This window comes from Gordonia sputi NBRC 100414 (assembly GCF_000248055.1).
GTDB lineage: Bacteria > Actinomycetota > Actinomycetes > Mycobacteriales > Mycobacteriaceae > Gordonia > Gordonia sputi.
Genome location: NZ_BAFC01000052.1, coordinates 20237 through 46297 on the forward strand (window position 1 = coordinate 20237; position 26061 = coordinate 46297).

The 26061-nt window shown below is 66.6% G+C and carries 25 protein-coding genes; 4 read left to right on the plus strand and 21 right to left on the minus strand.

What is annotated here, in order from left to right; all coding sequences use genetic code 11:
- Positions 1 to 63 precede the first annotated feature (63 nt).
- The 4 genes from GOSPT_RS08410 to GOSPT_RS08425 all read right to left on the minus strand — a co-directional run bounded on the left by GOSPT_RS08410 (position 64) and on the right by GOSPT_RS08425 (position 4892).
- Positions 64 to 912 carry a transglutaminase family protein gene (locus GOSPT_RS08410; RefSeq protein ID WP_005205129.1) on the minus strand — a complete coding sequence of 283 codons (849 nt, stop codon included), beginning with the start codon at positions 910 to 912 and terminating at the stop codon, positions 64 to 66.
- Positions 909 to 1889, minus strand: a complete 981-nt coding sequence (locus GOSPT_RS08415; RefSeq protein ID WP_210734601.1) for an alpha-E domain-containing protein — start codon at positions 1887 to 1889, stop codon at positions 909 to 911. The genes GOSPT_RS08410 and GOSPT_RS08415 overlap by 4 nt, the downstream gene beginning before the upstream one ends.
- Positions 1889 to 3640 (minus strand): circularly permuted type 2 ATP-grasp protein, encoded by a 1752-nt coding sequence (locus GOSPT_RS08420; protein WP_005205132.1) that lies wholly within the window; start codon positions 3638 to 3640, stop codon positions 1889 to 1891. The genes GOSPT_RS08415 and GOSPT_RS08420 overlap by 1 nt, the downstream gene beginning before the upstream one ends.
- Positions 3641 to 3758: 118 nt before the next feature.
- A complete protein-coding gene (locus GOSPT_RS08425; RefSeq protein WP_005205134.1) occupies positions 3759 to 4892 on the minus strand; it encodes a hypothetical protein in 1134 nt (377 codons plus the stop codon).
- A gap of 250 nt (positions 4893 to 5142) precedes the next feature.
- Between GOSPT_RS08425 and rpsT the strand changes: the two genes are divergently transcribed.
- A complete protein-coding gene (gene rpsT, locus GOSPT_RS08430) occupies positions 5143 to 5403 on the plus strand; it encodes a 30S ribosomal protein S20 (RefSeq protein WP_005205136.1) in 261 nt (86 codons plus the stop codon).
- 218 nt (positions 5404 to 5621) lie between these two features.
- Here the strand turns inward: rpsT and holA are convergent, their stop codons facing one another.
- The 14 genes from holA to fakA all read right to left on the minus strand — a co-directional run bounded on the left by holA (position 5622) and on the right by fakA (position 21592).
- Positions 5622 to 6596, minus strand: coding sequence for a DNA polymerase III subunit delta (gene holA / locus GOSPT_RS08435; RefSeq protein ID WP_005205138.1), 975 nt, complete (start codon positions 6594 to 6596; stop codon positions 5622 to 5624).
- A 50-nt stretch (positions 6597 to 6646) separates the two neighbouring features.
- Positions 6647 to 8173, minus strand: coding sequence for a ComEC/Rec2 family competence protein (locus tag GOSPT_RS08440; RefSeq protein WP_005205139.1), 1527 nt, complete (start codon positions 8171 to 8173; stop codon positions 6647 to 6649).
- 7 nt (positions 8174 to 8180) lie between these two features.
- Positions 8181 to 9278 (minus strand): ComEA family DNA-binding protein, encoded by a 1098-nt coding sequence (locus tag GOSPT_RS08445; protein ID WP_082946525.1) that lies wholly within the window; start codon positions 9276 to 9278, stop codon positions 8181 to 8183.
- Positions 9279 to 9354: 76 nt separating this feature from the next.
- On the minus strand, positions 9355 to 10236 hold the full coding sequence (locus GOSPT_RS08450) for a DegV family protein (protein ID WP_005205144.1): 882 nt from the start codon (positions 10234 to 10236) through the stop codon (positions 9355 to 9357).
- A 9-nt stretch (positions 10237 to 10245) separates the two neighbouring features.
- Entirely contained in the window at positions 10246 to 11070 is an 825-nt protein-coding gene (gene octT, locus GOSPT_RS08455) for a diglucosylglycerate octanoyltransferase (protein WP_005205146.1), read from the minus strand.
- The gene (locus tag GOSPT_RS08460) at positions 11067 to 11780 is read right to left on the minus strand and encodes a histidine phosphatase family protein (protein WP_005205147.1); all 714 of its coding nucleotides are present in this window, start codon (positions 11778 to 11780) and stop codon (positions 11067 to 11069) included. Before GOSPT_RS08460 ends, octT begins: the two co-directional genes overlap by 4 nt.
- Entirely contained in the window at positions 11777 to 12139 is a 363-nt protein-coding gene (rsfS, locus tag GOSPT_RS08465) for a ribosome silencing factor (RefSeq protein ID WP_005205149.1), read from the minus strand. The genes GOSPT_RS08460 and rsfS overlap by 4 nt, the downstream gene beginning before the upstream one ends.
- Positions 12136 to 12906 (minus strand): nicotinate-nucleotide adenylyltransferase, encoded by a 771-nt coding sequence (gene nadD, locus GOSPT_RS08470; protein ID WP_005205151.1) that lies wholly within the window; start codon positions 12904 to 12906, stop codon positions 12136 to 12138. The genes rsfS and nadD overlap by 4 nt, the downstream gene beginning before the upstream one ends.
- Positions 12907 to 12929: 23 nt before the next feature.
- Complete coding sequence (locus GOSPT_RS08475; RefSeq protein WP_005205153.1) at positions 12930 to 14369, minus strand: vWA domain-containing protein; 1440 nt, start codon at positions 14367 to 14369, stop codon at positions 12930 to 12932.
- Positions 14369 to 15301 carry an AAA family ATPase gene (locus GOSPT_RS08480; RefSeq protein ID WP_005205154.1) on the minus strand — a complete coding sequence of 311 codons (933 nt, stop codon included), beginning with the start codon at positions 15299 to 15301 and terminating at the stop codon, positions 14369 to 14371. The genes GOSPT_RS08475 and GOSPT_RS08480 overlap by 1 nt, the downstream gene beginning before the upstream one ends.
- The gene (locus GOSPT_RS08485) at positions 15301 to 16584 is read right to left on the minus strand and encodes a glutamate-5-semialdehyde dehydrogenase (RefSeq protein ID WP_039855298.1); all 1284 of its coding nucleotides are present in this window, start codon (positions 16582 to 16584) and stop codon (positions 15301 to 15303) included. The genes GOSPT_RS08480 and GOSPT_RS08485 overlap by 1 nt, the downstream gene beginning before the upstream one ends.
- A gap of 150 nt (positions 16585 to 16734) precedes the next feature.
- Positions 16735 to 17493 (minus strand): HNH endonuclease family protein, encoded by a 759-nt coding sequence (locus GOSPT_RS08490; protein WP_005205158.1) that lies wholly within the window; start codon positions 17491 to 17493, stop codon positions 16735 to 16737.
- Between the two features lie 155 nt (positions 17494 to 17648).
- A complete protein-coding gene (gene recG, locus GOSPT_RS08495; protein WP_005205161.1) occupies positions 17649 to 19931 on the minus strand; it encodes an ATP-dependent DNA helicase RecG in 2283 nt (760 codons plus the stop codon).
- The gene (gene fakA / locus GOSPT_RS08500) at positions 19931 to 21592 is read right to left on the minus strand and encodes a DAK2 domain-containing protein (protein WP_005205163.1); all 1662 of its coding nucleotides are present in this window, start codon (positions 21590 to 21592) and stop codon (positions 19931 to 19933) included. Before fakA ends, recG begins: the two co-directional genes overlap by 1 nt.
- A 345-nt stretch (positions 21593 to 21937) precedes the next feature.
- Here fakA and rpmB point away from each other — a divergent pair, with 345 nt between their 5' ends.
- From rpmB to bluB, 3 genes are all read left to right on the plus strand, one after another.
- A complete protein-coding gene (gene rpmB, locus GOSPT_RS08510) occupies positions 21938 to 22129 on the plus strand; it encodes a 50S ribosomal protein L28 (protein ID WP_005180428.1) in 192 nt (63 codons plus the stop codon).
- Between the two features lie 87 nt (positions 22130 to 22216).
- Entirely contained in the window at positions 22217 to 23029 is an 813-nt protein-coding gene (locus tag GOSPT_RS08515) for an enoyl-CoA hydratase/isomerase family protein (RefSeq protein ID WP_005205166.1), read from the plus strand.
- Complete coding sequence (gene bluB, locus GOSPT_RS08520; RefSeq protein WP_005205169.1) at positions 23026 to 23658, plus strand: 5,6-dimethylbenzimidazole synthase; 633 nt, start codon at positions 23026 to 23028, stop codon at positions 23656 to 23658. Before GOSPT_RS08515 ends, bluB begins: the two co-directional genes overlap by 4 nt.
- Positions 23659 to 23711: 53 nt before the next feature.
- Here the strand turns inward: bluB and GOSPT_RS08525 are convergent, their stop codons facing one another.
- Genes GOSPT_RS08525 through thiL form a run of 3 tightly spaced genes read right to left on the minus strand, consistent with a single transcriptional unit; the run spans position 23712 to position 26012 of the window.
- Positions 23712 to 24392, minus strand: a complete 681-nt coding sequence (locus GOSPT_RS08525; RefSeq protein WP_005205171.1) for a uracil-DNA glycosylase — start codon at positions 24390 to 24392, stop codon at positions 23712 to 23714.
- 2 nt (positions 24393 to 24394) lie between these two features.
- On the minus strand, positions 24395 to 24916 hold the full coding sequence (locus GOSPT_RS08530) for a gamma carbonic anhydrase family protein (RefSeq protein WP_005205173.1): 522 nt from the start codon (positions 24914 to 24916) through the stop codon (positions 24395 to 24397).
- A gap of 34 nt (positions 24917 to 24950) precedes the next feature.
- Positions 24951 to 26012 (minus strand): thiamine-phosphate kinase, encoded by a 1062-nt coding sequence (thiL, locus tag GOSPT_RS08535; protein WP_005205183.1) that lies wholly within the window; start codon positions 26010 to 26012, stop codon positions 24951 to 24953.
- Positions 26013 to 26061: the final 49 nt, after the last annotated feature.

Genomic DNA, 26061 nt, shown 5'->3' on the forward strand with positions numbered 1-26061 from the left:
TTGCTGCAGCACCCAATTCCTTCGATTCGACACACATTTGCCGGCGGCAGAACCGAGGCCGGGTCAGGCCAGCCGCGTGATCTCCACGACGACGTCGAGGTCTGTCGCCTTGCCGCCGGTGTAGATGCCCTTGAGCGGCGAGACGTCGGAGTAGTCGCGGCCGACGCCCACCGAGACATGCTGCTCGGTGATGGGAGTGTCGTTGGTCGGGTCGTAGCCCCACCAGCCGCCTGTCCACACCTCGATCCACGCGTGGCTCTGTCCCTCGACGGTCTTGTCGATCTTGGCGTCGGGCTTGGGATGCAGGTATCCGGAGACGTACCGGGCCGGCACCCCGAGGCCGCGCAGCATAGAGAGGCTGACGTGCGCGTAGTCCTGACACACACCCTTACGCTCGTTCCACGCGTCGACGGCCGTGCTGTGCACACCTGTCGTGCCCGGTACGTACTCCATCTCCTCGTGCACGAACTTGCAGATCGCTTCGACGGCGTCCTCGGGCTCGAGCCCCTTGGCGATGCGCCGCGCTGTCGCACCCAGACGCCCGTTCTTCGGCACATACGTTGTGAAGGACAGCATTTCGTCGTAGCGGTCGGCGACGTAGTCGCTCTCCAATTCCTCCCACGTCACAGCTTTGTCGGGGCCGGGACGCTCGCCGGCCTCGGTCTCCACGACCGACATCCCCGACACCTCGAGCTCCTCGTGCGGAGCGTGGAGGTCGAAGGCGGTGACAGCGGTGCCCCAATAATCGGTGTAGCGGTACGCACGGGTCGCGGGCACCGTCTCGACACGGTTCACGATCACGTTCTGCCGAGTATCACTTCGCGGGGTCAGCCGTGCCTCGTTGAATGACGAGGTGACCGGACTCTGGTAGGCGAAGCCCGTCGAATGCACGACCCTCAGACGCCAGCTCACAGTTCACTCTCCTCGATGAAGTGTTCTTCACCATCGCTGACCCGGGCATCTGCCCACGACACATACGGTGACACATGGAAGTACTGACCCGTGACCGCCTCGTTGACGGCACGGCAGGTGTCCTGCAGGTCGAGAAGTCGCTCCTGCAGTCCGTCGAGCAGTCTGCCCGGTTCCAGGAACTCGAGCGAACTGCGCGCTCGCCCCAGCAGCAGCAGCGCTTCGGCCTGCTCGCCGACGCGGCTCGGGCGCTTTTCGATCTCCGCGAGATTCTGCTCCGCGACACGAAGCGCGTGGAACACCGATCGCGGAAAGAGCCTGTCCAGCAACATGAACTGCACGATGTTCTCGGCGTCGAGCAGACCGCGATAGGTCCGCAGGTAGGTGTCGTGGGCACCGGCGGACACCAGAACATTCACCCACGCGGGCGAGTTGATCGGATCATTGGCGCGGGAGAGAAGCATCCGGATGGTCATGTCGACCCGCTCCACGGAGCGGCCGAGCAGCAGGTACCGGTAGCCGTCGTCGTGACTCATCGTCGCGTCGGCGAGTCCGGCGAACATGGCTGCGCGGTTCTTCACGTACGAGAGGAACTCGTGAGGTCCGAGTCGACGCCCCCGACGCTCCGCTTCGGCCAGCCCGTTGTAGGTGGTGTTCAGACACTCCCACATCTCACTGGACGTGACTTCCCGTGCGCCACGGGCATTTTCGCGTGCCGCGCGAATGAGGTCGACGACTGATCCCGCCGATCCCTTCGCGTATGCCACGTGCTCGATGAGCGACCACACGTCGAGCGGCTCGTCGGTGTCGGGCACCTCGAGTCCGAGAACCTGGATGACCATCCGCACCGCACCGTCGACGTCGGCGGAGGTGTCCTCGAGGAGCTGATGGATGGCGACGTCGAGCAGACGCGCCATGTCGTCGGCACGTTCGACGTAGCGGCCGATCCAGTACAGGGATTCGGCGTTGCGGGCCAACATCATCGGAGATCACCGCTTTGCTGTTGCTGCTGCGTTTGTTCGAAGACCGGGTCGGGTGCGCTCTCGGCAGGCCTGGCCGCCTTGGCGGCCTTGGAGGTGACCACCTTGCCACCGCCGAGTTCACGCTCACTCTGTGTCGCCCTGCTGGCGAGCACCCACGTGTCCTTCGAGCCGCCACCCTGGCTGGAGTTGACGACGAGTGAGCCCTCGGGCAGCGCGACACGGGTCAATCCGCCCGGCAACACCCAGACCTTCTCACCGTCGTTGACGGCGAAGGGACGCAGGTCGACGTGGCGCGGACGTAGTGAGTCGCCGACCTTTGTCGGCACCGTCGACAACTGCACCACGGGTTGGGCGATCCATCCGCGGGGGTCGTTGCGCACCTTGCGGGCAAGGGTGTCGAGCTCGGCCTTGGTGGCGTCGGGCCCGAAGACGATCCCGTAACCGCCCGATCCCTCAACAGGTTTCACGACGAGTTCGTCGATCCGATCGAGCACTTCCTCGCACTCCTCGGGGAGCCAGCAGCGCAGCGTGTCGACGTTGCCGATGATCGGCTTCTCGCCGAGGTAGTAGTTGATGATGTCCGGCACGTAGGTGTAGATCAGCTTGTCGTCGCCGACACCGTTGCCCACCGCGCTCGAGATCACGACGTTGCCCGCGCGCGCCGCGTTGAGCAGGCCTGCCACGCCGAGCATCGAATCCGGACGGAACTGCATGGGATCGAGGAAGTCGTCGTCGATGCGTCGATAGATCACGTCGACGCGTTGCTCACCCTCGGTGGTGCGCATGTAGACGACGTTGTCGCGGCAGAACAGGTCTCGACCCTCGACGAGCTCGACGCCCATCAGCCGCGCGAGTAGCGAGTGCTCGAAGTACGCCGAGTTCGCGACACCGGGGGTGAGCACCACGATGTTGGGGTCGGCCTCGTTGAACGCTGCCGAGGCCCGCAGTGCGCGCAGCAGGTGACTCGGGTAGTCGGCGACAGGTCGCACCTTGTGCGTGGAGAACAGGTCGGGAAAGACCCGAGCCATGGTGCGACGGTTCTCCATCACGTAGGACACACCAGACGGCGATCGCAGGTTGTCCTCGAGCACCCGGAAGTCGCCGTTGGCGTCACGGATCAGGTCGATGCCCGCGACGTGAATGCGAACTCCGTTGGGAGGACGGATGTTTGCGGCCTGACGGTGAAAGTGCTCACACGAATGAACCAGACGTTTGGGCAACACACCGTCGCGCAGGATCTCCTGCTCGCCGTACACGTCATCGAGGAACAACTCCAACGCCTGCACGCGCTGAGTGATGCCCGCCTCGAGCTTGTTCCACTCCCCGGCCGAAATGACCCGTGGCACAACGTCCAACGGGAACGGTCGCTCCTTACCCGAGAGCGAGAACGTGATGCCCTGGTCGATGAACGCGCGCCCGAGTGCGTCGACGCGGGCTTCGAGGTCGGCACGATCGGACTCGGCCATGACCTTGAAGATGCCGCGATACGCGGGGCGCACCTCGCCGTCGGCGTCGAACATCTCGTCAAAGGCCTTGCCGTACGGCCCTTTCGAGTATCCCTTGAAGATTCCGGTCTCGGTGGGGACTGTCTCCCTGACGACCTTGGCCTTGGCGCTCCTGGCAACCTGTCCCGGTTCGGCGCCCTTGCCGTTGGCCGACTTGGCGGCTGTGACGGACTTCGACGACGACGGGGGCGCGGTTTTGCGCGATGCCTTCTTGGCTTGCGCACCGGTTGACGCGGGACTCATAGACACACATGGTGCCTCAGATCGCTCCAGTCGGCACGACGTCTGCGCGGGCGCGTCGCAGCGGCGTTCTCCTGACCCCATTCCTGGCCGCAGGCCGAGGCAGGCCCTAGCAGTACACCTAGCCCAGGGTTCGACGCAGCGACACCACGCGTCGCCCGATCCGGCGAGCCACGTTCGCCGCGCGCGTCTGCAATCGAGCCCCGGTCTCGGGGTAGGGCATCGTTTGCGCGATTCCCGCGATCGCGTCGAGCGAGGCGTCGAGAATCTCGTCGACTGTCGGCGGCCGGGCGTCGTCGCCTGCCATCGTGCTGACAGAGAGATCCCCGAGATCACCGGTCACGGGATACCCGGCCACGCGCACAGCGTCGATCATCGTCTCGGCTTCGTCGGCCGCCCACGCACGCTGTTCGGTGGACAGCCCACGTGGTGTGCCGCCGGTCTGTGCGAACAAGACCTTGGCGATGATGTGACCTTTGACGACGCGCTCGTACCGATCCCACTCGATGTCGTCGGGCTGTAGGCGCGAGTTCAGCCGGCGCAGGAGCTCTGCCTGCGCTGCCGAGAGTGACGTGTTGTTGTTCGGAACGTCGATGGTCATCGGCGCCGGATCTACGTCGAGCACGGAGAGAAATCTGTCCCACAACGACGATGTGCCCGTTCCCGGCTTCGCCACGGTGACCAGGTGAGCTCGTTCCGGCCCGACGAACTTGGCCCACCGTCCGAGGATGCCCACGTAGTCCTGGAATTCCCAGAAGGGCTCCTCCTCCATGTCGCCGCCCCAGGACCCCGTTCGACGTGGCGCGTGCCGACGCACCGACGTCACGAAGTCGTCGAACGACGCCAGACGCTGGTTCTTGACGTTCTCCTGCCACACCGAGGGCAGTTGGCGGGCCAGATCACGAACGGTCACGACCACGTGGACTTCGTCGGCGAAGGACAGGTCGTTCACCATCGACTCGATCTGTTCCTCGCGCGCCGTCGCGAACAACTCGTGCGACACCAGCGACGTCCCCGGCCAAGCACGCATCTGCGAGACCATCGTCGACCACCTTCCGGCGAAGGCCGGGTCGACCCAGTCGAGATACCGACTGGGCTGTAGGTGGGTTGCGGCGTGAAAGTGATCCGCCATCTCGTTTCCCGGGTAGAGCAGCCCGGAGTGACGAAAAGCGAGGTCGCGGTTCCACCACAGGCGATCCTGGAGATGGGTGGTGCCCGTCTTGGGTAATCCGACGTGAATGAAGACAACTGACATGATGGGTCTAGTTTAGTTGTGCTCACGCACACATCCGCGAGCTCGACACATGCTGTGAGGATTCACAGCCGATCGGTGGGAGACGCACGATCGCGCGCGAGCAAACGCCTGCGGATTTGGGACCCCTGTTTCCGGCTGGTAAAGTAGACCGCTGTCGCAGAGTCGACGGCGGACACGTGCTGTCCACCCGTTTGACCTGCTCAGGAACACCCAGCAACAGCAATCACCAACAACTGATAGGTACACACGCGTGGCAAACATCAAGTCCCAGGTCAAGCGCAACCGCACCAACGAGATCCGTCGGCAGCGCAACCAGTCCGTGCGCTCTTCGCTGCGCACCGCGATCCGCAGCTTCCGCGAAGCTGTTGACGCCGGCGACAAGGACAAGGCCGCCGAGCTCGGACAGTCGGCAAGCCGCAAGCTCGACAAGGCCGCCAGCAAGGGCGTCATCCACGCCAATCAGGCAGCCAACAAGAAGTCGGCCATCGCTGTGGCCGTCAACAAGCTCTGAGGTAGCACTCTCCGGCATCAGCCGGAGCTGAACGAGTCAGAGCGCGCACCCGCGACGCGCCCCGTGCACACGGGAGCACGCCGGATCGCAGCGCCGACCGTTCCCCTGTCGAGACAACTCACCCCGGCGACTTCCACGCGGTCGCCGGGGTGAGTTGCGTGGTCGCGCACGCTCCGGCTTCTGAGTGGTTCAGTCCTGCGAGCTCAGCCCTGCACGCTTCAGCGCCGACGCGACGTCGGGCGCAACGATGCAACAGCGTCGACCGCATGCAGAAGCGCATAGTCTGCGTCGGCGGCCTGTCCCTTTACATCTCCGTTGAGTCCGGCAACCACCACGACGGCCTGCGCGATCGACGGCGAATCCCATGCCCGTGCCTGCGACTGCACCTTCTTGACACGCGACGGCGGCATGCCCAACTCCGACGCGGCCGCGTACTGATCCATCGAGCCGATTCCGCGTACGCGAGCTATCGCGTGCACAGCCTCGGCGAGCGCATCGGCCAGCAGTACTCGAGGCACCCCGTGGTGCACCGCCCACGCCAAGGACTCGAGCGCTCCGGCTCGATCACCGGTGACGGCTTTGTCGGCGACCTCGAATCCCGTGACCTCCGGGCGCCCCTGGTAGTAGACGCGCACCGCGTCGCGGTCGATCTTCCCGCCGGTGTCGGCAACGAGCTGACTGCACGCCGCGGCAAGCTCACGAAGCTCCGCACCGACCCCCTCGACAACCTGCTCGACGACGTCGGCGCTGACCTTCACGCCGAGCTCACGAAACTCCTTGCGGACGAAGTCCATTCGTTCCGACGGCCAGCGCGGCGCAGTGCAGTCGTGTTCGACGGCACCGGCCTTGCGGAGTTCGCCCACCATCGACTTCGTCCGGCCGCCGCCGGTGTGGATCACCATCAGCGTGATGCCGTCGGGAAGCTCACGAGCCGCCCGCGTGATCAGCGCTGCGGGCTCCTTACCCGCCTCTGCCGCCGACTCGACGACGACTACGCGGTCTTCGGCAAACAACGACGGACTCAACAGCTCGGCCAGTTCGTATTCGCTGACGTCGCCCGCGCGCACACGCGTCACCGGGATGTCGGAGCCTGCGTGGTGGGACAGCTCGCTCGTCACACCCGAGATCACACGTCCGGTGAGGAAGTCGTCGTCTCCGAGGAGCAGATGCAGGCGATCGGTCACGCCACTCATGGTGCCAGAACGCCCCGACAACCCCGACGACGCACCGGACACCTTCCCTACTACCGGTCGCACCCGTCCCTCCGCCGACCGTGCGTCTCGTTCCCCCGACTGTGCGTACGACGCCGCACCCACCCGATCGAGCGTCGATTCACCAACGCCGCACCCAGGACTGTGAACGCCATAACGAGCACCATCCCGGCAAGCCCGTCAGGTATTTCGATTGCCGCCCAACTCAATCCACCGAGCACCCGCGCCACGGTGATCATCCACCACAGCTCCGGCGACATCGCGCGCAGTAACACTTGGGCAACCACAGCTCCCACCTCTCCGGCGAGCCCGATCAATGCGGCGAGTGTTCCCACCACACTGATCACTCCGACGACCGGCGCCACGACGACGTTGGCCAGAATAGAGACCACGTTGAACGTCCCGCTGATCATCGCGATCAGCGGCGCCGTCACGACCTGCGCAGCGATGGCGATAGCCAGCACCTCGGCGGCGACAGGCGGGATTCTCCACTCGCGCAGCATGTCTCGGATCGACGGCGCGATCAGCACGAGTCCGGCTGTCGCCACGACCGACAATGCGAACCCCGGCGCGCTCGCAAGCTCCGGCCACCACAGGAGTCCCCCGATCACGGCGACACCGAGGGCGGGCACCGCGCGAGCACGTCGCGTCGACAACAACGCGAGCAGACCGACTCCGCCCATCATCGCCGCGCGCAGCACACTCGGCGACGGCCGTACCAGGACGACGAATCCGACGATGACGATCACCCCGCTGACAGCCGCCACCTTCGGTGACCCGCCGATCAACCTGATCAACGCAATCGCTGCACCGCAGGTCAGCGCGAAATTGGCACCCGAAACAGCGGTCAGGTGGCTGAGCCCGGCCGCGAGGAACTGATCACGGACATCTTGCGACAATGCGCTCTCGTCGCCGATGACCAACCCAGGCAACAATCCCGCCGATTCACCGGTCAGCGCCTGCGCCGAGTTCTGCTGCAGCGTTGTCCGCACGATGCCGGCTCCGCGCTGCAGCGGAGGAGGCCGCCCCAACATCGTCGGCGGTCCCGACGCCGCCAACCTCGCAACACTGAGATCACCCCCTCGAGGTGCGCGCATACTCACCAGGACACGCACGCGCTGACCCGGCAACAATCCGACCCATCCGGGCGCGCGAGCGACGACATCGGCGACGGCGGAGGGAACTCGACGCTCCCCGACGGCCAGCACCGTCACCCGAGTGGTCACCTGACCCCGTTGTGCGGGCCCGAAGTTCCGCGGGTCGTCGCGAATCGACATCGTGACCGTCGCCTTGCCCGACATGCCCGACATCGGATGCGCGTCGCGTGTCTCGAGCCGAAGCCATAGCGCGAGTGCACATGTCACCGCCATCCCCGCACCGATCACCACGATGCCGACCATTCGCCAGGCCACATTCCACCGCCGATACGCGAACAGAGCTGCAGCACAGATCATTCCGCCGATCACCAGCACAGCAGGCATCGACCACGACGGCCCGTGCAGCCCGAGCAGCGTGACCAACCACACCACGAGCGCGGGTGTGACAAGCCGTAGATCCACCGGGGTGTCAACCTGCGGTCACGAGGTCGCGAAGCTTGGCGAGCCGTGCGGGTCCGATTCCGTCAACTTCGCCGAGTTGGTCGACGGACGTGAACTTTCCGTGCTGCGATCGCCAGTCGATGATGGCCTTCGCCGTGACAGGGCCGACCCCCGGGAGAGCGTCGAGCTGCTCGGCGCTCGCAGTGTTCAGATCGACCTTTCCGCCCGTGCCGCTCGCCGACCCCGAACCCGTTGTGCCAGTGCCCGACTCGGGCGCATCACCGGCCGTCGGTGGCGACGATGGGCCCGGCCTCCCTACACCCGCGGCGACCACCGCGCTGCGCAGTGAGGCGTTGCCGTCCTTGCTCGCGTAGCCGACAAGCACCTGGTCGCCGTCTCCCAACACCTGAGCGAGATTCAATGACGTCGTGTCGGCTCCCTCGCGGGCACCGCCAGCGCTCGACAGCGCGTCGGCCACCCGCGACCGCGGCGCCAATCTCACCAACCCGGGCTTCCGCACCAGTCCGACGACGCTCACCACGATCTGGGCTGGTGCAGCTGAGGGCGCGGCGTCAGACGGCACTGCGGCAGAAGACGCTGCAGCGTGGGACGGAATCGACGTCGACGGACCCGCCGATGAGGGGAAGGCAACGGTCGGCACGACGTCGTCGTTGCGGAGCAGTCCGAATCCCGCTATCACACAGGCGATTACACCCACACTGATCAGCGCGATGGCACCGGCGGGCGCCACCGCGAATCGGCGCCGGGGACGATACCCATCGTCATCTGCATCCGGGTCGAGGTCGAAATCATCTAGACGATCGTCGTCGAATCCGTTGGCATGTAGTCTTTCTCGACTATCGAGAGAACGCCTACGTCCCACCTCGGGAGCCAGCCAACCCGGCGTCGTGTCGATCTCCCAGGAATCAGGCGACACATCGTCGTTTGCAGCCGACGAGTTCGCGTCGGGTTCGGGCACCCGGGTGGCTCCGACAGGCGTGGGGGCGGTCGCCGACAACCGGTCCAGCGGGGAGCGCCCGACCGCGGTGGACCCGGTGCGCTGTCCGCGCTCGACAACACCTCGCGCGGCGAATCCACGTGCCGTCCGGATTGGTTTGTCGCTCATAGCCTCTGACGCTACGGCGGGCACACCACGCCTTGGGGTCGGCGGCCACGCACCGACGCAGCGCTGTGGACGACGGTCAGGTTGTGGACAACCCCTCGGCCACCGACGGGCCCCTGGTGATGGGGTCGAGTTGGGTACCGATCACGACGCCGACCGCTCCGGGGCCGACGTGACAGCCGAGCACGGGACCGAGATCGACCGTGATGCTCGACGTCACGCTCCGCAGGCTCTCCCGCAGTCGGACGACGAGATCGGCTGCGGCAGCAGGAGCTTGGCAATGTTGCACGCCAAGGGTCACCGCGCGGCCGTCGGCGTAATCGACTGCTGCGTCTGCCATCTTGTCCAGCGCCTTGGAGAAGGTGCGCGTGCGTTCCCGAAGCGTCAGCGTGCCGTCGACGACGTGCAGGATCGGTTTGATCGACAACGCGGAACCGAGCATCTTGCTCGCGGCGCTGATTCGGCCACTGTTGCGAAGGTTGTCGAGGTTCTGCACACAGAGCAGTGATTCGACGGTCGCCGCCTGGCGGATGGCGGCTTCGTACGCACGGTCCCGGTCGGCACCGTCCCGGGCGGCCTGCGCCGCGGCGATGGCCACGAACCCGACTGCCAGTCCAACTGACCGCGAGTCGACGACCCGCACCTGCCCCGAGTAGTCCTCTGCGGCGAGGCGCCCTGCGCTCCACGTGCCGGACAGTTTTCGCGACATGTGGACCGCGACGACGCCGTCGCCCTTACTGCGCTCGATGGCTTCGCCATACGCCCGCACCAGATCGTGCGGAGTCGCCCCGGCGGTGGTGACTCCCGGCGTCGACACGATATCGGCGGGGACGTTGTCGTCGTCTTCGAGATAGTCGACGCCGTCGAGCGTCAGATGCAACGGAACCTGGATGATGTCGTAGCTGTCAGCAACGGCAGCGGGCAACCGCGCGGAGGAATCTGTGACGACGACAACAGGCACCCGTCTACGTTAGCCGGTTCGCCGTGCGGCTCGGACATCCGGATCGTCGAGCACGCGCAGAATCGGCTCCGCCACCACATCGGCGACCGCCCGGTGGCACGCGAAGCCCCAGTGGATGCCGTCGGGGTTCATCACAGCATCTGAGTTCATCGCAGCGTCTGGGTTAGTCGCGGCGTCTGGGTTCACGGCATCTGGATCGTCGTATGCGTCGCGTGTCGGTGGATAGAAGTCGGCATAAGAGACGCCGTGCCGGTCGCACCACGCGCGCATCGCCGCGGTCGTCGGTATCCGCCCGGTGTGGACGTAGCCGTAGTAGGGGCTCCGATGCGTCGACGGCAGACACACGACCATCGGCAGGTCGGGGCGCAACTGGGTCAGCGCCTCGTGGATCTTGTCGAGGTAGTCGACGGTCACCGTCGGCGGCAGGGCCACCGGCCACCCGATCTTCGACGCACGCGGCTGGACCCACTGATACGCCGACCGGACGATCTGGCGCAGTCGGCCCGGCCGCACGTATCTGATCTGCTCGCGCAACGCGGTCGGAAGCGGCGACGGCAACGAATCCATTCCGCCGAACGCGAGGATCACCGCGCGTGCGTGCGGTACCGCGGCCCAGATGTTCGGGTCCTGGGTCATCGCCCACCAGACGTCCCGGCTGGTCCAGCCGATCCGTCCGAAGAGCCGCACCGGCAGACCACACCGCGCGCCGACGATGTTCGGCCAGATTCGAGCGTCGTCTGCGGGCAGCCCACCCTGCGGCCCGAAGTAGGCGAGCGAGTCGGAGAGGATGAGTAGGCAGTCGTCGGGCGTACCCGCCGCAACCGAGTCGGTCACTGCACCCCTGCGTCGGCAACCTCGGCCGAGGCGTTCCACACGTCCAGCCGCCACCGCGGCTTCTCACCGGGGAGTCCGTGGCCCGACAGTTGGACCCAGCTCGTGTTGGCCAGTCCGCCGAACACCGGCCAGTTGGCGACCGGAAGGTCGAGCAGTGCGGCGGTCATCGCGGCGATCACACCTCCGTGCGCGACGAGCACGACGGGCGACTCCGGGCTCGCGCCGCTCCCCCAGTCGTCCACACTCGCGAGCAGTTCATCGACGACCGGTAGGGCGCGGGCAGCGACGTCGACGCGGCTCTCCCCGCCCGGCGGGCGCCACGTGGCGTCGTCGCGCCACAGCGCGCGCGCACCGGGCATGATGTCGTCGACCTCGTAGTGCGTCATGCCCTGCCACTCACCGAGATGTGTTTCGCGGAGCCGTTGATCGGTCTCGACAGGCAGGCCGGTCAGCACGGCGAGCGCTTCCGCGGTGTCGCGAGCACGCCGCAGATCCGACGACCTGATGAGCATCGGATTGCGTTCGGCGAGTGCGGCGGCGGCCGACTTCGCTTGTCGCACACCGAGATCGGAGAGATCGGTGTCAAGTTGTCCCTGCATCCGACTCGTCGCGTTGTACTCGGTCTGCCCGTGCCGCAACAGAATCAGCCTGCGGACCACCGGGGTGAGTCGTTCGACGGAGGTGTCGTGGTCGTCGGGCGCTCCACTCACGCCTGCGGCTCCAGGTCGATGACCGGGCAGTCCTGCCACAGACGGTCGAGCGCGTAGTAGGCGCGCTCGTCGGCATGCTGGACGTGCACCACGATGTCGACGTAGTCCAGCAGCGCCCAGCGACCCTCACGTGTGCCTTCGCGTCGGACGGGCTTGTAACCCGCCTCGCGCATCTTGTCTTCGATCTCGTCGGTGACCGCGTTGACCTGACGCTCGTTGTCGGCCGACGCGATCACGAACAGGTCGGTGATCACGAGTTGTTCGGACACGTCGATCACCGTGACATCGGTGGCGACCTTGTCCTGCGCGGCAGCGACTGCCACCTTCGCCATGTCCAGTGACTCGGCTGCTGCTGTCACGTTCGTCCTTTCGAGCGTTGCGTTTCCGCACGGTGTGTTGAGGTGTCGGAGGTTGTCGGTTCATCGTCGGCGTCGCTCGCCAGTGGCGCCGAGACACCCGGCGAGTTCACCCGCGGCCTGCGGTAGAGCCTGCGTTTGGCGATGTACTGGACGACGCCGTCTGGCACCAGGTACCAGACCGGTCGTCCCGTCGCAGCGCGTGCCCGACAGTCCGTCGAGGAGATCGCCAGTGCGGGAATCTCCATCAGATGAAGCGTATCGGCTGGCAGATTTCGCAGATGCGTGGCCAGATGGCTGGCGTTCAACTCGTATCCCGGTCGGCTCACCCCGACGAAGTTCGCCAGTTCGAACAGTTCCTCCCAGTCCTGCCACGACAGGATCGACTCCAACGCATCGGCGCCGGTGATGAAGTAGAGCGCAGCGTCGGGAAGGGTTTTGCGCAGATCCCGCAGCGTGTCGACCGTGTAGGTGAATCCCTCTCGGTCGATGTCGACGCGACTCACGCTGAACTGAGGATTCGACGCCGTCGCGATGACCGTCATCAGGTAGCGGTCCTCGGGGGGACTGACCTGCTTCGTCCGGTCGGGAACCTCCCCGCCGTCTTCGGTCAGCTTCTGCCATGGCCGTCCGGTCGGGACGAAGATCACCTCGTCGAGCGAGAACCGGTTGGCGACCTCACTGGCTGCCACGAGGTGCCCGTTGTGGATGGGATCGAACGTTCCGCCCATCACACCGATCCGGCGTACACGCGGACGGTCATGTGCCATGAGGGGTCAGTTTACGCGAGCGATCACACCGGCAGGAGGTCGGCGATGACCGCGGACAGCTGCGTGGCGTTGCGACACTCGAACATATCGATGATCTCCGCGTAGTCGTCGGCCGCGGAATCGCCGGTACCCCAGTCGCCATGCGCCTCCGGGTTGAGCCAATACACGTGACGCGCACGCTCCACCAACTCGCGCAGCGAGTCCTCGGAGGCGTCATGGTAGTTGTTGCGGGCGTCGCCCAGGATCAGGAGCGCTCCGCGATGTGTCAGCGTGTCGCCGTAGGCGTCGACGAACCCGCGCAGCATGTGCCCGTAGTCGGAATGACCGTCACGCGTGATGAGCCGGGCCTGCGTCAACATGCGATGCGTCGCCTCACCGATGTCGGTGCCGCCGAACCCCTCGTCGTCGGTGAAATACTCGGTGACGTCGTCGACAGTGTCGACGAATGCGAAGATCCGAACCTTCGCGAACTGCTGTCGCAGCGCGTAGACGAGTTGCAGCGTGAACTGCGAGAACCCGGACACCGAACCCGATACGTCGCAGATGATCACCAGTTCGGGGCGGCCGGGGCGGGGCTTGCGGTTCTTGAGTTCGATCGGCACCCCGCCCGTCGACAGCGACGCACGCAGCGTCGCACGGACGTCGACAGCACCCCGGTGGGCGCGGCGTCGTCGAATCTCCAAGCGGGAGGCCAACAGACGCGCGAGCGGTGCGACGGTCCGTCGGATCTCGGTGAGGTCCTTCTTGCCTGCCGCGAGAAAGTTGATGTTCTCGGGCAGTGTCGGCACCGCGTAGTCGCTGACCTTCTCGCGTCCGTTGCGGTCGGCCATCCGACGCTGCGTCTCCACCTCGATCGCGGTGCGTAGTCGGTTGGCCCGTTCGCGGGCGGCCCTGCGGAACGTCGGATCGTCGCCGACGCTCAGGTCGTCACCCGATCCGCCCGCCATCGCGGCGGCTATCCGTGCGATCAGCGTCTGGGGATCGATACTCGAGAGTGCCTGATACGCCGAGTACGCCTCCCCGCGGCTCGACTGGTAGCGGCCCATCTCGTCGACCACCTGCGCGACCGCGGCAGACAGACGTCCGTCTGCGTCGGCCGACTCGTCGGCGAGCAACTCTGCGAGCATTTCGCGCACGGCAGCGACGTCGACCTCGCCGGAGGTGTCGCGCGGCAGTTCTTCCTCTGCGCTGCGTGCACCGATCGCGACCGGAAACCAGAGGTCGAAGATGCGGTCGAAGGCCGGCCGGTGCATGTGATCGTCGACGAGCGTCGCCGCGAGTCCCTCGCGCAGGCTGCTGCGATCGAGCAGGTCGAGCACCTCCATCGCCCGCGCGGCGTCGATCAGCGCCGACGGACCGACCGCGATCCCCCGTCGCCGCAACGCGTCGACGAAGTCGGTGAGATGAGCGACGAGCGGCACTGCTGTCGCGATGTCGCCCGTGGCGGGTTCGGCCCCGGACATCAGCCCAACTTGAGTTCTTTGACAGCGGTCTTCAGGTCGGGGCGATGCTTGAGCACGACGCCGAGCGTGCGTGCGATCAGGCCTTCGTCGAGTCGACCACCCTTCGAGCGTTCCTCGCCCGCGCCCAATGCGAGCAGGGTGTTGGCCCAGTCGATGGTCTCGGCGACCGACGGCTTCTTGCGAATGTCGAGGGTGCGCAGCACGCCGACGATGCGGACCAGTTCGGATGCCAGCGCGTCGGGCAGGTTCGGGACCCGCGACTCGAGAATCTCTTTTTCGCGCGCAGCGTCGGGGAAGTCGATGAAGAGGTAGAGGCAGCGACGTTTCAGCGCCTCCGACAATTCTCGTGTCGCGTTCGACGTCAGGATCACGATCGGCCGACGCGACGCGACGACAGTCCCCATCTCCGGGATGGTCACCGCGAAGTCGCTGAGCACCTCGAGCAGCAGCCCCTCGACGTCGACGTCGGCCTTGTCGACCTCGTCGATCAGGAGCACGGTGGGATCGGTGCGCGAGATCGCTGTCAGCAGAGGTCGCGGCAGCAGGAACTCCTCGGAGAAGATGTCGGTCTTCGCCTCGGCCCAGTCGCGCGTACCGGTCGCCTGGATGTGCAGGATCTGCTTGGCGTGGTTCCACTCGTAGAGTGCGCGCGCCTCGTCGATTCCCTCGTAGCACTGCAGACGCACGAGCTCTGCGTCGGTGGCCGCGGCGATGGCACGCGCCAACTCCGTCTTACCCACTCCCGCAGGGCCTTCGACGAGCAGCGGCTTACCGAGCCGGTCGGCGAGGAAGGTCGACGTCGCCGTCGCGTCGTCGGCCAGATAGCCGGTGGAGCGCAGCCGGTCGACGACGTCGGGCACGGCTGTGAACGAGGGGACGATGGGTGCCGCGTCTTGCGTCGCAGGGCCGTTCGTCGTTGCGCTGTCGGTCATCACGCGGGCCGGATCTGGCCGTCGCCCCACACGATCCACTTGGTGGAGGTGAGTTCCGGCAGTCCCATCGGTCCGCGGGCATGTAGCTTCTGCGTGGAGATTCCGATCTCCGCACCGAAGCCGAACTGCTCGCCATCGGTGAAGGCGGTCGACGCATTGACCATCACGGCTGCGGCGTCGACCCGGTTCGTGAACTCCTCGGCCGCGGCGAGGTCGGTGGTCACGATGGCCTCGGTGTGCCCGGTTCCATAGGTGTCGATGTGTGCGACAGCGGCGTCGAGTCCGTCGACCACCTTCATCGCGATGTCCATCGACAGGTACTCATCGGCCCAGTCGGACTCGCCGGCCGGCTCCATCCCCGGCTCATCACCGTGGATCACGACACCCTGCGACTGCAGCGCCTGGCTGATCTTGGGCAGCGCGTCGGCGGCGATCGCTTTGTCGACAAGCACCGTCTCTGCCGCGTTGCACACGCTCGGTCGCCGCGTCTTGGCATTGAGGATGATGCGGGTCGCGACACCGACGTCGGCGAGCGCATGCACGTAGACGTGGCAGTTTCCGGTTCCGGTCTCGATCGTGGGGACCGTGGCGTTCGCGACGACCGCGTTGATCAGGCCAGCACCCCCGCGCGGAATGACGACGTCGACGAGTCCGCGCGCACGGATCAGCGCGGTCACACTCGAGCGGTCGTCACTCGGCAGCAGCGACACGACATCGGACGGGATGCCCGCGCCTGCGACAACGTCGCGAAGAATGCGAACGAGCTCCGCGTTCGACGACGCCGCCGACGACGAACCACGAAGCAGCACAGCGTTTCCGGACTTGAACGCGATTCCGAAAGCGTCGGCCGTCACGTTCGGCCGCGCCTCGTAGACGATGCCGACCACACCGAGTGGCACGCGAACCTGCCTCAGGCGCAGACCGTTGGGGAGCGTCTTGCCCGCGACGATCTCGCCGATCGGATCGGGGAGGATCGCGACCTGACGCAGACCGTCGGCGATCCCCGCGACGCGCTCGGTGGTCAGGCGCAGACGGTCGATCAGGTTAGCCTCGGTTCCGGCCTCCTCGGCGCGCGCAACGTCGTCGGCGTTGGCGGCCAGGATGGTCTCGGTATTCGCGTCGACGGCGTCGGCAGCGGCGAGCAGCGCAGCATTCTTGGCTGTCGTGGTGAGCGCTGCCAGCGCTCGTGAGGCGGTACGGGCCGCGCGGGCCTGCGCGTGCACGACCTCTTCGACGTCGGGCCCTGTCGCGGCCTGCCTTCCGGTCACGGTGGGTGCGCTCATCAATTCCTCGATTTCGAGTTCACGGCAGATGATTGCGTCCTGCGCGGCACTGCCGGCGGACAACATGTCCAGGGTACGTCCCGCACCAAGCCACCCCAAGATCGCCCACCCGAGAACGTCACCGCGGGCCGGACGTCGAGATGCCGCACGTCAGCAACGGTTGAGTATTCCGGCGAGCACGCTGCGGGACGCGGCATCGACCGCCAATCCGTAGGCGCGGCTCACCACGACGAACTCGATCGCGTACTGACAGTGGAAACCGCGATTGGGCGGCAGCCAACGGGCGGGTTCGCTGTCGCTCTTCTCCTGGTTCGACGCCGCGTCCACGGCGACGAGGTTGGCAGGGTCGTTCGCCAGGTCGACTCGACGCCGCGTCGACCACCCGAACGCACCCATGTCCCAGGCGAAGGCCAGGGGCACGATGTGGTCGATCTGAACCGCGGTCGCACTACGATCACGCCGAAACACCACGGTCTTGCCGGTATACGGGCTGCGCAGCTCGCCTGCGAGGACAGCGCGCGGACACGAGGTCACCGGGCCGATACGCACATCACCGAGGTCGCGGGTCAGCACGTCGTTTCGGGTATCGCAGCCGTTTCCGCCTCCCGTCACGCTCGCGTCGTCGGTCCACGACGCCCCGAACGCCGACCGTTCGTAGTCGTCGCGACCGCTGCGCGCCGCGACGACGGGCACCCCTGCGAGTTCGCGCAACGCCAGCTGCGCACCGGCGTGCCACTGCCCCGCTCGGGTGCGCGGCACATCGCGGTACACACCCACGGCCACGACGACCGCAGTGAGCACGAACGCGATCGTGACCACCCACCTGCGGGCGGGCCACTGCGCGTCGCGGCGGGCGTGTCGATAGCGCATCCGCAGCCGGTACAGCGGCACCGCGATGACGGGATTCACGCCATCTTCGACGCTGCGCGGCGGCCCGCGGTTCCACTACCCGCGAGCGGCGTCGCAGACGCGGTTCGATCTGGTAAACGCGGTTGGTACACCAGCCGCGTCTGCGGGTTCGGGCCGCGTTCGGCGCGCGGGTTCCGGGACGCAGGCGAGCCGGGTCAGGATTTGTCGAGGTAGCGCACCTTGTTGGGTACGAGAATGGCGTCGACGAGGTCGGCGAGTGGCCGGTGGTCGGCCAGCGGAAGGTCGGTTGCCACCACGGATTCGGCCAGCTCGCGAGCGTCGGCGATCACGTCGACGTCGTCGAGTAGCGAGAGGTGACGCAGCGACGACACCCCACCCGACTGCAGTGAGCCGAGCAGATCACCTTCGCGGCGCTGCAGCAGGTCGACGCGAGCGAGTTCGAATCCGTCGGTCGACGCCTCGACGGCACGCAGCCGCTCCATCGCCTGCGACACAGGCTTCGTCGACGTCATCAGGAGGCACAGACCGGGATGGCCGCCGCGGCCGACACGTCCGCGGAGTTGGTGGAGCTGGCTGACCCCGAATCTCTCTGCGTCGATGATGATCATCATCGACGCATTGGGAACGTCCACACCGACCTCGATCACGGTGGTGGCCACGATCGCGTCGATCTCGCCGCGCCCGAACGCGTCCATGACCTCGTTCTTCTCGTCGGCGGGTAGCCGCCCGTGCAGGACTGCCAGCCGATGGTGGCCGAGCGGTCCGACAAGCAGTTCGTCGTAGAGGTCGAGCACGGAGGTGGTCTGCTGCTGCGCGTCGGCTTCCTCGCCCGCCGTGCGCTTGCCAGCGCCGCGCTTCGGGGCGACCGGCTCGATGTCGCCGATACGCGAGCAGACGATGTAGACCTGCCGCCCGGCCTCGATCTCCTCCGCGGCGCGCCCCCACATGCGTTCGATCCATTGGGGTTTCGCCGTCGGCACCACGGTCGTGGTGATCGGCTGACGCCCCTGCGGAAGTTCGGTGAGCACCGACGTGTCGAGGTCGCCGAACGCCGTCATCGCCACCGTCCGCGGGATCGGCGTCGCCGTCATCACCAGGAAGTGCGGCATGAGGTGGTCACGACCGCGGCCCCGCAACACATCTCGTTGTTCGACGCCGAAGCGGTGCTGTTCATCGACGACGACCATGCCGAGATCGAAGAACTCGACCTTCTCCTCGAGCAGCGCGTGGGTTCCGACGACGATGCCCGCCTTGCCGGTCACCACGTCGAGCAGCGTCTGACGTTTGCCCTTGGTCTTCATCGAGCCGGTCAGCAACACCACACTCGTCGCGCCGTCGGCGGCGCCGAGTTCACCGGCAGTACCCAGATCGCCCAGCATCGTCGTGATGGTCCGAAGATGCTGCGCGGCAAGAACTTCCGTCGGCGCGAGAATCGCGCACTGATGGCCGTTGTCGACAACGCGCAGCATGGCGAGCAACGACACGAGGGTCTTGCCGGAACCGACCTCACCCTGCAGCAGCCTGCTCATCGGTGTCGGGTGGCCGAGGTCGTCGGCGATCTCGGCGATCACCAATTGCTGCCCATCGGTGAGAGTGAACGGAAGTCGTTGCAGGAGTCGGTCTTCCAGGCCGCCGGGAACGTGCGGGCACGCGGGTGCGGATTCGGCACGACCCGCGAGGCGACGCTGCGCGAGGACTGTCTGGATCGCGAGTGCCTCGTCGAATTTCAGTCGATCGTTCGCGGCGGTGACGTGTGCATCGGAGTCGGGGACATGAATGGTGCGGATCGCCTCGTCAAGCGACATCAAACCTCGGCGTTCGCGTTCGTCGTCGGACAGCGGGTCGACGAACGACTCGACGTCGTCGAGAACCTGACGAATCGACGCCCAGATGTCCCATGTCTGGATCTCGCGGTTCGCGGGATACAGCGGCACGATCGCTCGATCGAACGCGGCGGCGATGTCGGCCGAGTGCGCTCCCGGGCGCCGCTGTTCGCCGGTGATCTCGGCCTCGGCCGCGTACATCTCGGCGAGCATCGCCGACCCGACGACACGATCGACCTCGACGTCGCCGTCCGGCAGGACCATCCATTCGGGGTGTGAGAGTTGCGGCTGCTCGCGGAAGAACTTCACGGTGCCCGCCACCATGAGCCGCGTGCCGGGTTTGAGTGCGTTCTTGATGAAGCGCGGGTTGAAGAAGCTGACCTCGTAGGAGCGGTTGCCGTCGTCGACGGTCACCTTCAGGAACTGCCCGTGACGCTTCTTCATGCGGATCAGGTCGGCACGGGTGATGCGTCCGACAACCGTGACCCACTCCCCCTCGGTGAGGTCCTGCTCCTCCGAGGGTTGGCCATGCGTGAGATAACGACGCGGTGCGTAACGCAGCAGCTCTCCGACGGTCGCGATCCCCAACGACGCGAGACTCGCCGCCCGTTCAGCGTTGAAGACATCGGACAGAGAGTCGGATGCACGGACCACTACTCGATACCCACTTGCATCAGATCGTCGGTCTGCCCGGTCTCGTACACGACCATTTCGACGCCTGGATAGGCCCGTCGGATCTGCGCTTCGAGCGCCGCCAACGCGGCGCGGTCGACGCTCGAACCCGCAAGGACGGTGACCATCTCGCCGCCGGTCGCCAACATGAGGTCGACCAACGACACGACAGCGGCCGTCTGCTCCGGCGCGATGACAAGGACATCAGAGCCGATGAGGCCCAACACATCTCCGACGTCGCACGTACCGGCGAGGGTGATCATGCGCTCGTCGGCGAGCAGCAGCGAACCCCAGCGTGCACCCGCTGCGGCTTCGGCCATCGCGTAGGCGTCGGCATCCGGCGACTCGGAGGGGTCGTGGACCGCGAGGGCCGCAAGGCACTGGGCCATCGATGAGGTCGGCAACGAGATCACCGACCGCTGTGCAGACCGGACCTCCGCTGCAACGCTCACCAGATCCTGCGAGGTCAGCGATCCGTTCGCCATGACCACCACGTGCGCCGAATCGGTGGCGCGAATGGCCGCGGCGAGCGCCTCCGGGGTCACCCCGTCGTCGGCGCGGACCACGGCCGCTCCGGCCTCGGCGAAGAGTTCCGCGGCCCCGTCCCCGCGCACGACAGCGACGACGGCGCGCCGGTGACGAGGCGGCGGCTCCATCGAATTGGCTTGCGCGCGAATCGAATCGAGCGCAAAGCAGGAGATCCGGATGTCGGAGACGTTCCCGTGCGCTATCGCTGCCTCGACCGCGGCCCCCGGCTCGTCGGTGTGGACGTGCACCGAGAACCGTTCACCCGACGGCGAACTGTCTCCGACGATCACCACGGCGTCGCCGAGTTCGCCGAGTTCGGATCGCAGCGTCGCGATGCTCTCGCCCGCAGCCCCGGTGAGCAGATACATCACCTCGAAGTCCATGTCGCCCGGGCCATCACACGTCTGGTCGACGGGATGACCGGGCTGTCCTCCCCCGGTGAGGGTTCCGCGGTACCGACGACGCCGCTGCGTGACACCGGTGAGCACCCCGACCATCGCGTCGAGCATGGCGAGAAAACCCCGACCGCCCGCGTCGACGACGCCCGCCGACGCCAGTTCGGGGAGCTGTTCGGGCGTTCGTTCCAGACCATCGGCCACGTCGTCGGCGATCGTGCGGGCCTGGTCGGCGGCGGTCTCACCGGCGTGACGCGCTGCAGACTCCGCGGCGATGGTCAGCAGCGTCAGGACGGTGCCCTCCCTGGGGTCGCTGACCGCGCGCTGTGCTGCCAACGATCCAAGCCTCAGCCCTGATACCGCCAGCTGCGAAAAGGTCAACTGTCCGTCCGGTGCGCCGATCTCCACGGCGTCGGCGAGGCCGACCAGGATCTGCGACATGATGACGCCGGAATTGCCGCGCGCGTTGGCCACGGCACCTTCTGCCATGGCCCGCGTCACGGCGACCACGTCGGCGTCGGCGGGAAGCCCGGTGGCGGCGTCGGCAGCAGACCTCATGGTGAACAGCATGTTGCTGCCGGTGTCCGAATCAGGGATCGGGAAGACATTGAGGTCGTTGATCTCACCGCGCAGGTCTTCGAGCCGGGCAACACACTCCTGGGCCCAGTCACGCAGGACCTGTGGATTCATCACGCGAACGAGTCCACCGTCGGTCGACATGGGGGTCCTCCTTCACCGCGGGGGCTCACGCCGTGTCTCCACGTCATCGAATCCACGTCATCGAAAAAGTGCGCACCAACAAAGTGCCACGACACGTGCTGCCCAGGATGTGTGAGAGATTACTCGGAGTCGCCGACACGGTCGCCGTCGACGGGTCCGGCGCATTCGCCGCCTACCCGACGCCGACGCCGCGGCAGATCACGCTCGGCCCGGATTTGGTGGTGACGCACCCGGACGGTTACCCTTGCAGGGTTGCCTTGCCGCCGCCGTGGATGACGTTGCGTTTCCGCGAGCAGCGAGCTGGCGTAACCGCAAGATCATTCCATCTATCAAGGGAGTTCGACAATGGCTGCCGTCTGTGACGTCTGCGGCAAGGGTCCGGGCTTCGGCAAGTCCGTTTCGCACTCGCACCGCCGTACCAACCGCCGCTGGAATCCCAATATCCAGTCTGTGCGTGTCGAGGTGGCCCCGGGCAACCGCAAGCGTAAGAACGTCTGCACCTCCTGCCTGAAGGCCGGCAAGACCACCCTCGCCTGATCGCGAGAACTGACAACCCGATCCCGACCGAGCGAACGCTCGGCCCCGGGGTCGGGTTGTCTGCATCTGCGGGTTAGGGTGTCGTCCATGACCTTGACCACAACGTCCCCGGCAGACTCGGCTGTGACACAGGACGGCGACGTCCTCGTCCTACGCATCTCCGATGCGAGCAAGGGCGGCGCACTCGACGACGCCTCACTGAAATCGGCAACCACCGCCCTGCGCGAGATCGCACGCGGCGAACGCGAAGTCGGCGCGGTCCTGCTGCTCGGCGCCGGCCGAAATTTCTGCGCGGGCGGCAATGTGCGCGATTTCGCCTCTGCCGAGCACCGCCCCACCTTCATCCGTGCCCTCGCCGACACCTTCCATGACTTCGTCACCGCCCTGCTCGACGCCGATCGTCCGGTCGTCGCGGGTGTGCGCGGATGGGCCGCAGGGGCCGGGCTGAGCATCGTGCTGCACGCAGACATCGCGATCGGAGGGCCGTCGACCAACCTGCGTCCCGCCTACACCGGAATCGGCTTGTCGCCGGACGGCGGTATGACGTGGACCCTCCCGCGCACCGTCGGAGCGGCCCGCGCCCGCGACATCATCCTCACCGACAGAGTCATCACCGCTGACGAGGGACTCGCGTGGGGCATCCTCTCGCGCCTCGTCGACGACGCCGAGATCGACGACACCGCCGCCGAGATCGCCCGCACACTCGCCGCAGGCCCACGCGCCGGACTGGCCGCGACACGCGCCCTCCTGAGCGCGTCGGCCACCGCGACACTCCGCGATCAGCTAGCCGCCGAGGCTCACGCGATCTCGACCAACAGCGGCTCCGCGGAGGGTGTCGAGGGCGTCGACGCGTTCGTGGGCAAGCGGACCCCCGACTTCGCAGCGGCACGCGAGCGGTGACGACGTTCGACGCTTCGTTCATCGACAACCTCGACACGTTGTTCGCGTGGCGTCGTGACGTCCGACATTTCCGGGCCGATCCACTCGAGCCAGACTTGCTCGACGAGTTGCTGGCACGAGCCGAGCTCGCGCCGTCGGTCGGCAACAGCCAACCGTGGCGATGGGTGCGCGTCGACTCGGCGCAGGCCCGCGTTCGCATCCGCCGCAACTTCGTCGCATGCAACGCCGAGGCCCTCGACGGGTACGCGGGCGAACGCAAACGTGCGTACGCGGCGCTGAAGCTCTCCGGACTCGACGACGCTCCGATCCAGCTCGCCGTCTTCACCGACCATGCGGGCACGCAGGGGCACGGCCTGGGCAAGCGGACGATGCCGGAGACACTCGACTACTCGACGGTCACGGCCGTCGCGACGCTGTGGCTGGCAGCACGGGCGCGCGGCGTCGGAGTCGGCTGGATATCCATCCTCGACGCCCCCACCGCGGCAACCGATCTCGGTGTGCCCGACACGTGGCGACTCACCGCATACCTGTGCCTGGGTTATCCCACCGAGGCCGACGACGTCCCCGAACTCGAGAGGGTCGGCTGGCAGGAACGCACCGACGCCGAAGCCCGACGCTTCGTCCGCTGACAGGAAGGCAGTGGATTCAGGAGAGCAGGGGGGCTTCAGGAGAGCAGTGGGCGTCAGGAGGGCAGGCGCCAGTCGACCGGTTCGCCGCCGAGGTCTTCGAGTTCGGTATTGGCCCGACTGAACGGACGCGAGCCGAAGAACCCCTTGCTCGCCGACAACGGCGAGGGGTGCGGCGACACGATCACCGGGACGTCGGGCATCCATTGCTGAAGGCCTGCGGCATCGCGTCCCCACAGGATTGCCACGAGCGGCTCGTCGCGCGACACGAGCGCTTTGATCGCGCACTCGGTCACCGCCTCCCAGCCTTTGTTGCGGTGCGACGCGGGCTCGCCGGGAGCGACGGTCAACACTCTGTTGAGCAGCAGCACACCCGATTTCGCCCACGGTGTCAGGTCGCCATTGGCCGGCTTGGGATACCCGAGATCGGCGCAGTACTCGGTGTAGATGTTGGCCAACGAGCGCGGAACGGGCGAAACATCCTCTGCGACAGAAAAACTCAGTCCGACCGCATGCCCGGGCGTCGGATACGGATCCTGTCCGACGATGAGCACGCGGACGTCGTCGAAAGGTTGTGTGAACGCGCGCAACACATTTCGCCCGGCCGGGAGGTAGCGGCGACCAGCGGCGTTCTCGTCGCGCAGGAACTGCCCCATCTGCGCGATGTTCTCTTCGACCGGCGCGAGTGCCTGCGCCCACCCGGGATCGATGAGTTCGCTCAACGGTTGTGGGGTCATGATCAGTCGAGTCTCCTGAGCTTCGATCGGTAGTACAGCGAATTCTGGTGGTACATCTCGACGTTCAGGTCGACATGGTCGGCGGGCACCTGGAATCCCTCGCGGATGCGCGCGGGCACACCGAGTGCCATCGCCCGTGCGGGAACCGAGAACTTGAATGGCACAACGGCTCCCGCGCCGACAATCGCGCCGTCACCGACCGTCGACCCGTTGAGGACAACGGAACCCGACGCGATCAAACAGTTGTCGCCGATCGTCGCACCCTCGATGTGGGCGTTGTGCCCGACGACGCATCCGGCACCGATGACCGTCGGATCGATCGGCGTGCAGTGGATGACCGTGCCGTCCTGGATGTTGGTTCGCCGACCGATGGAGATGGTCCCGTAGTCACCCCGCAGCACAGCCCCGGGCCACACCGACACCCCGTCTGCGAGGGTCACGGCGCCGATCACCGTCGCGTCGGGGTGGATGTACACGTCCTCACCGAGGATCGGTTCACGATCGTCGAGTGCGTAAATCGCCATGAGTCGATCTAATCACCGCGGTGACGGCCGCCACCTACTGGTGTCCGAAGGACTGCCATCCGCGCAGGTCACTCGTCGCGATGCCGTCGAGAGACACCGGTGCGCGATCGCCCGTGCGTTCGCGGACATCACCGATGACGACCCACCCTAGCGGAACGTCGGCGGCCGCGAACGCAGCCAGTAACTGGTGGTCTTCGCCGCCGGTCAGTGCCCAGATGTCGTCGGACTCACCGAGTTCGGCCGCGGCTCGTCTGGTCGCCTCTGTTCGCGGAACTCGCGAGACATCAACTGCAAGAGCGACATTCGACGCTGCCGCCAGGGTCTTCAGCTCCTCGACCAGTCCGTCGGAGACATCGGTCATGGCGTGAGCGCCTGCGCGCGCCGCCACCACACCCGCCGAGAGGTCGGGGTTGGGCAGACGGTGCGAATCCACCACCTCGGCGTGCTGTGCACGTAGTCGGTGGGAGCGCTCGGCACTCCGCTCGCCGTCTTCGTCGCATCCATCAGCGGCGAGCAGGACGGCGAGCCCGGCGGCGGCGCTGCCGAGCGGTCCGCTCACAGCCAGCACATCGCCGACCTGCGCGCCGGTCAACGCCACCGGAGTGAGTCCGTCGAGTGCGCCAACCGATGTCACGGTCAGCACCACCTCGTCCGCGGCGACGAGGTCGCCGCCGAGCACCCGACCGCCGAGACGATGGGTTGCGGCGAGGATGCCGTCATTGATCTCGGTCAGAGTGGCAGCGGGAGTGCTCACCGGACATGCGATCGATACGACGACGCCGACCGTACGTGCCCCCATCGCCGCGATGTCTGTTGCACTCTGGATCACCGCCCGCTCTCCGATCTGGCGCGGCGTCGACCACTCGAAGCGAAAGTGACGGTTCTGCACGGCGGTGTCCGTACTGATGACGGTCGGGCCACCCGCGTCGAAGACCGCGGCGTCGTCACCGGATCCGACGACGATGTCGCCCGACGTTGCGGTCGTCGCCGCCGAGGTGAACAGCGAGATGAGCGCCCGCTCACCCAGGTCACCGACTGTGACACCACTGGGCTCCGGGTGGTCGGGGGTCGTGGCGTTCTCGTCGCCACCTGCCACTGTCAACTCCTCGTCGGCTCCACGGTTATTCGTTTCGGTTCGCGCTCTC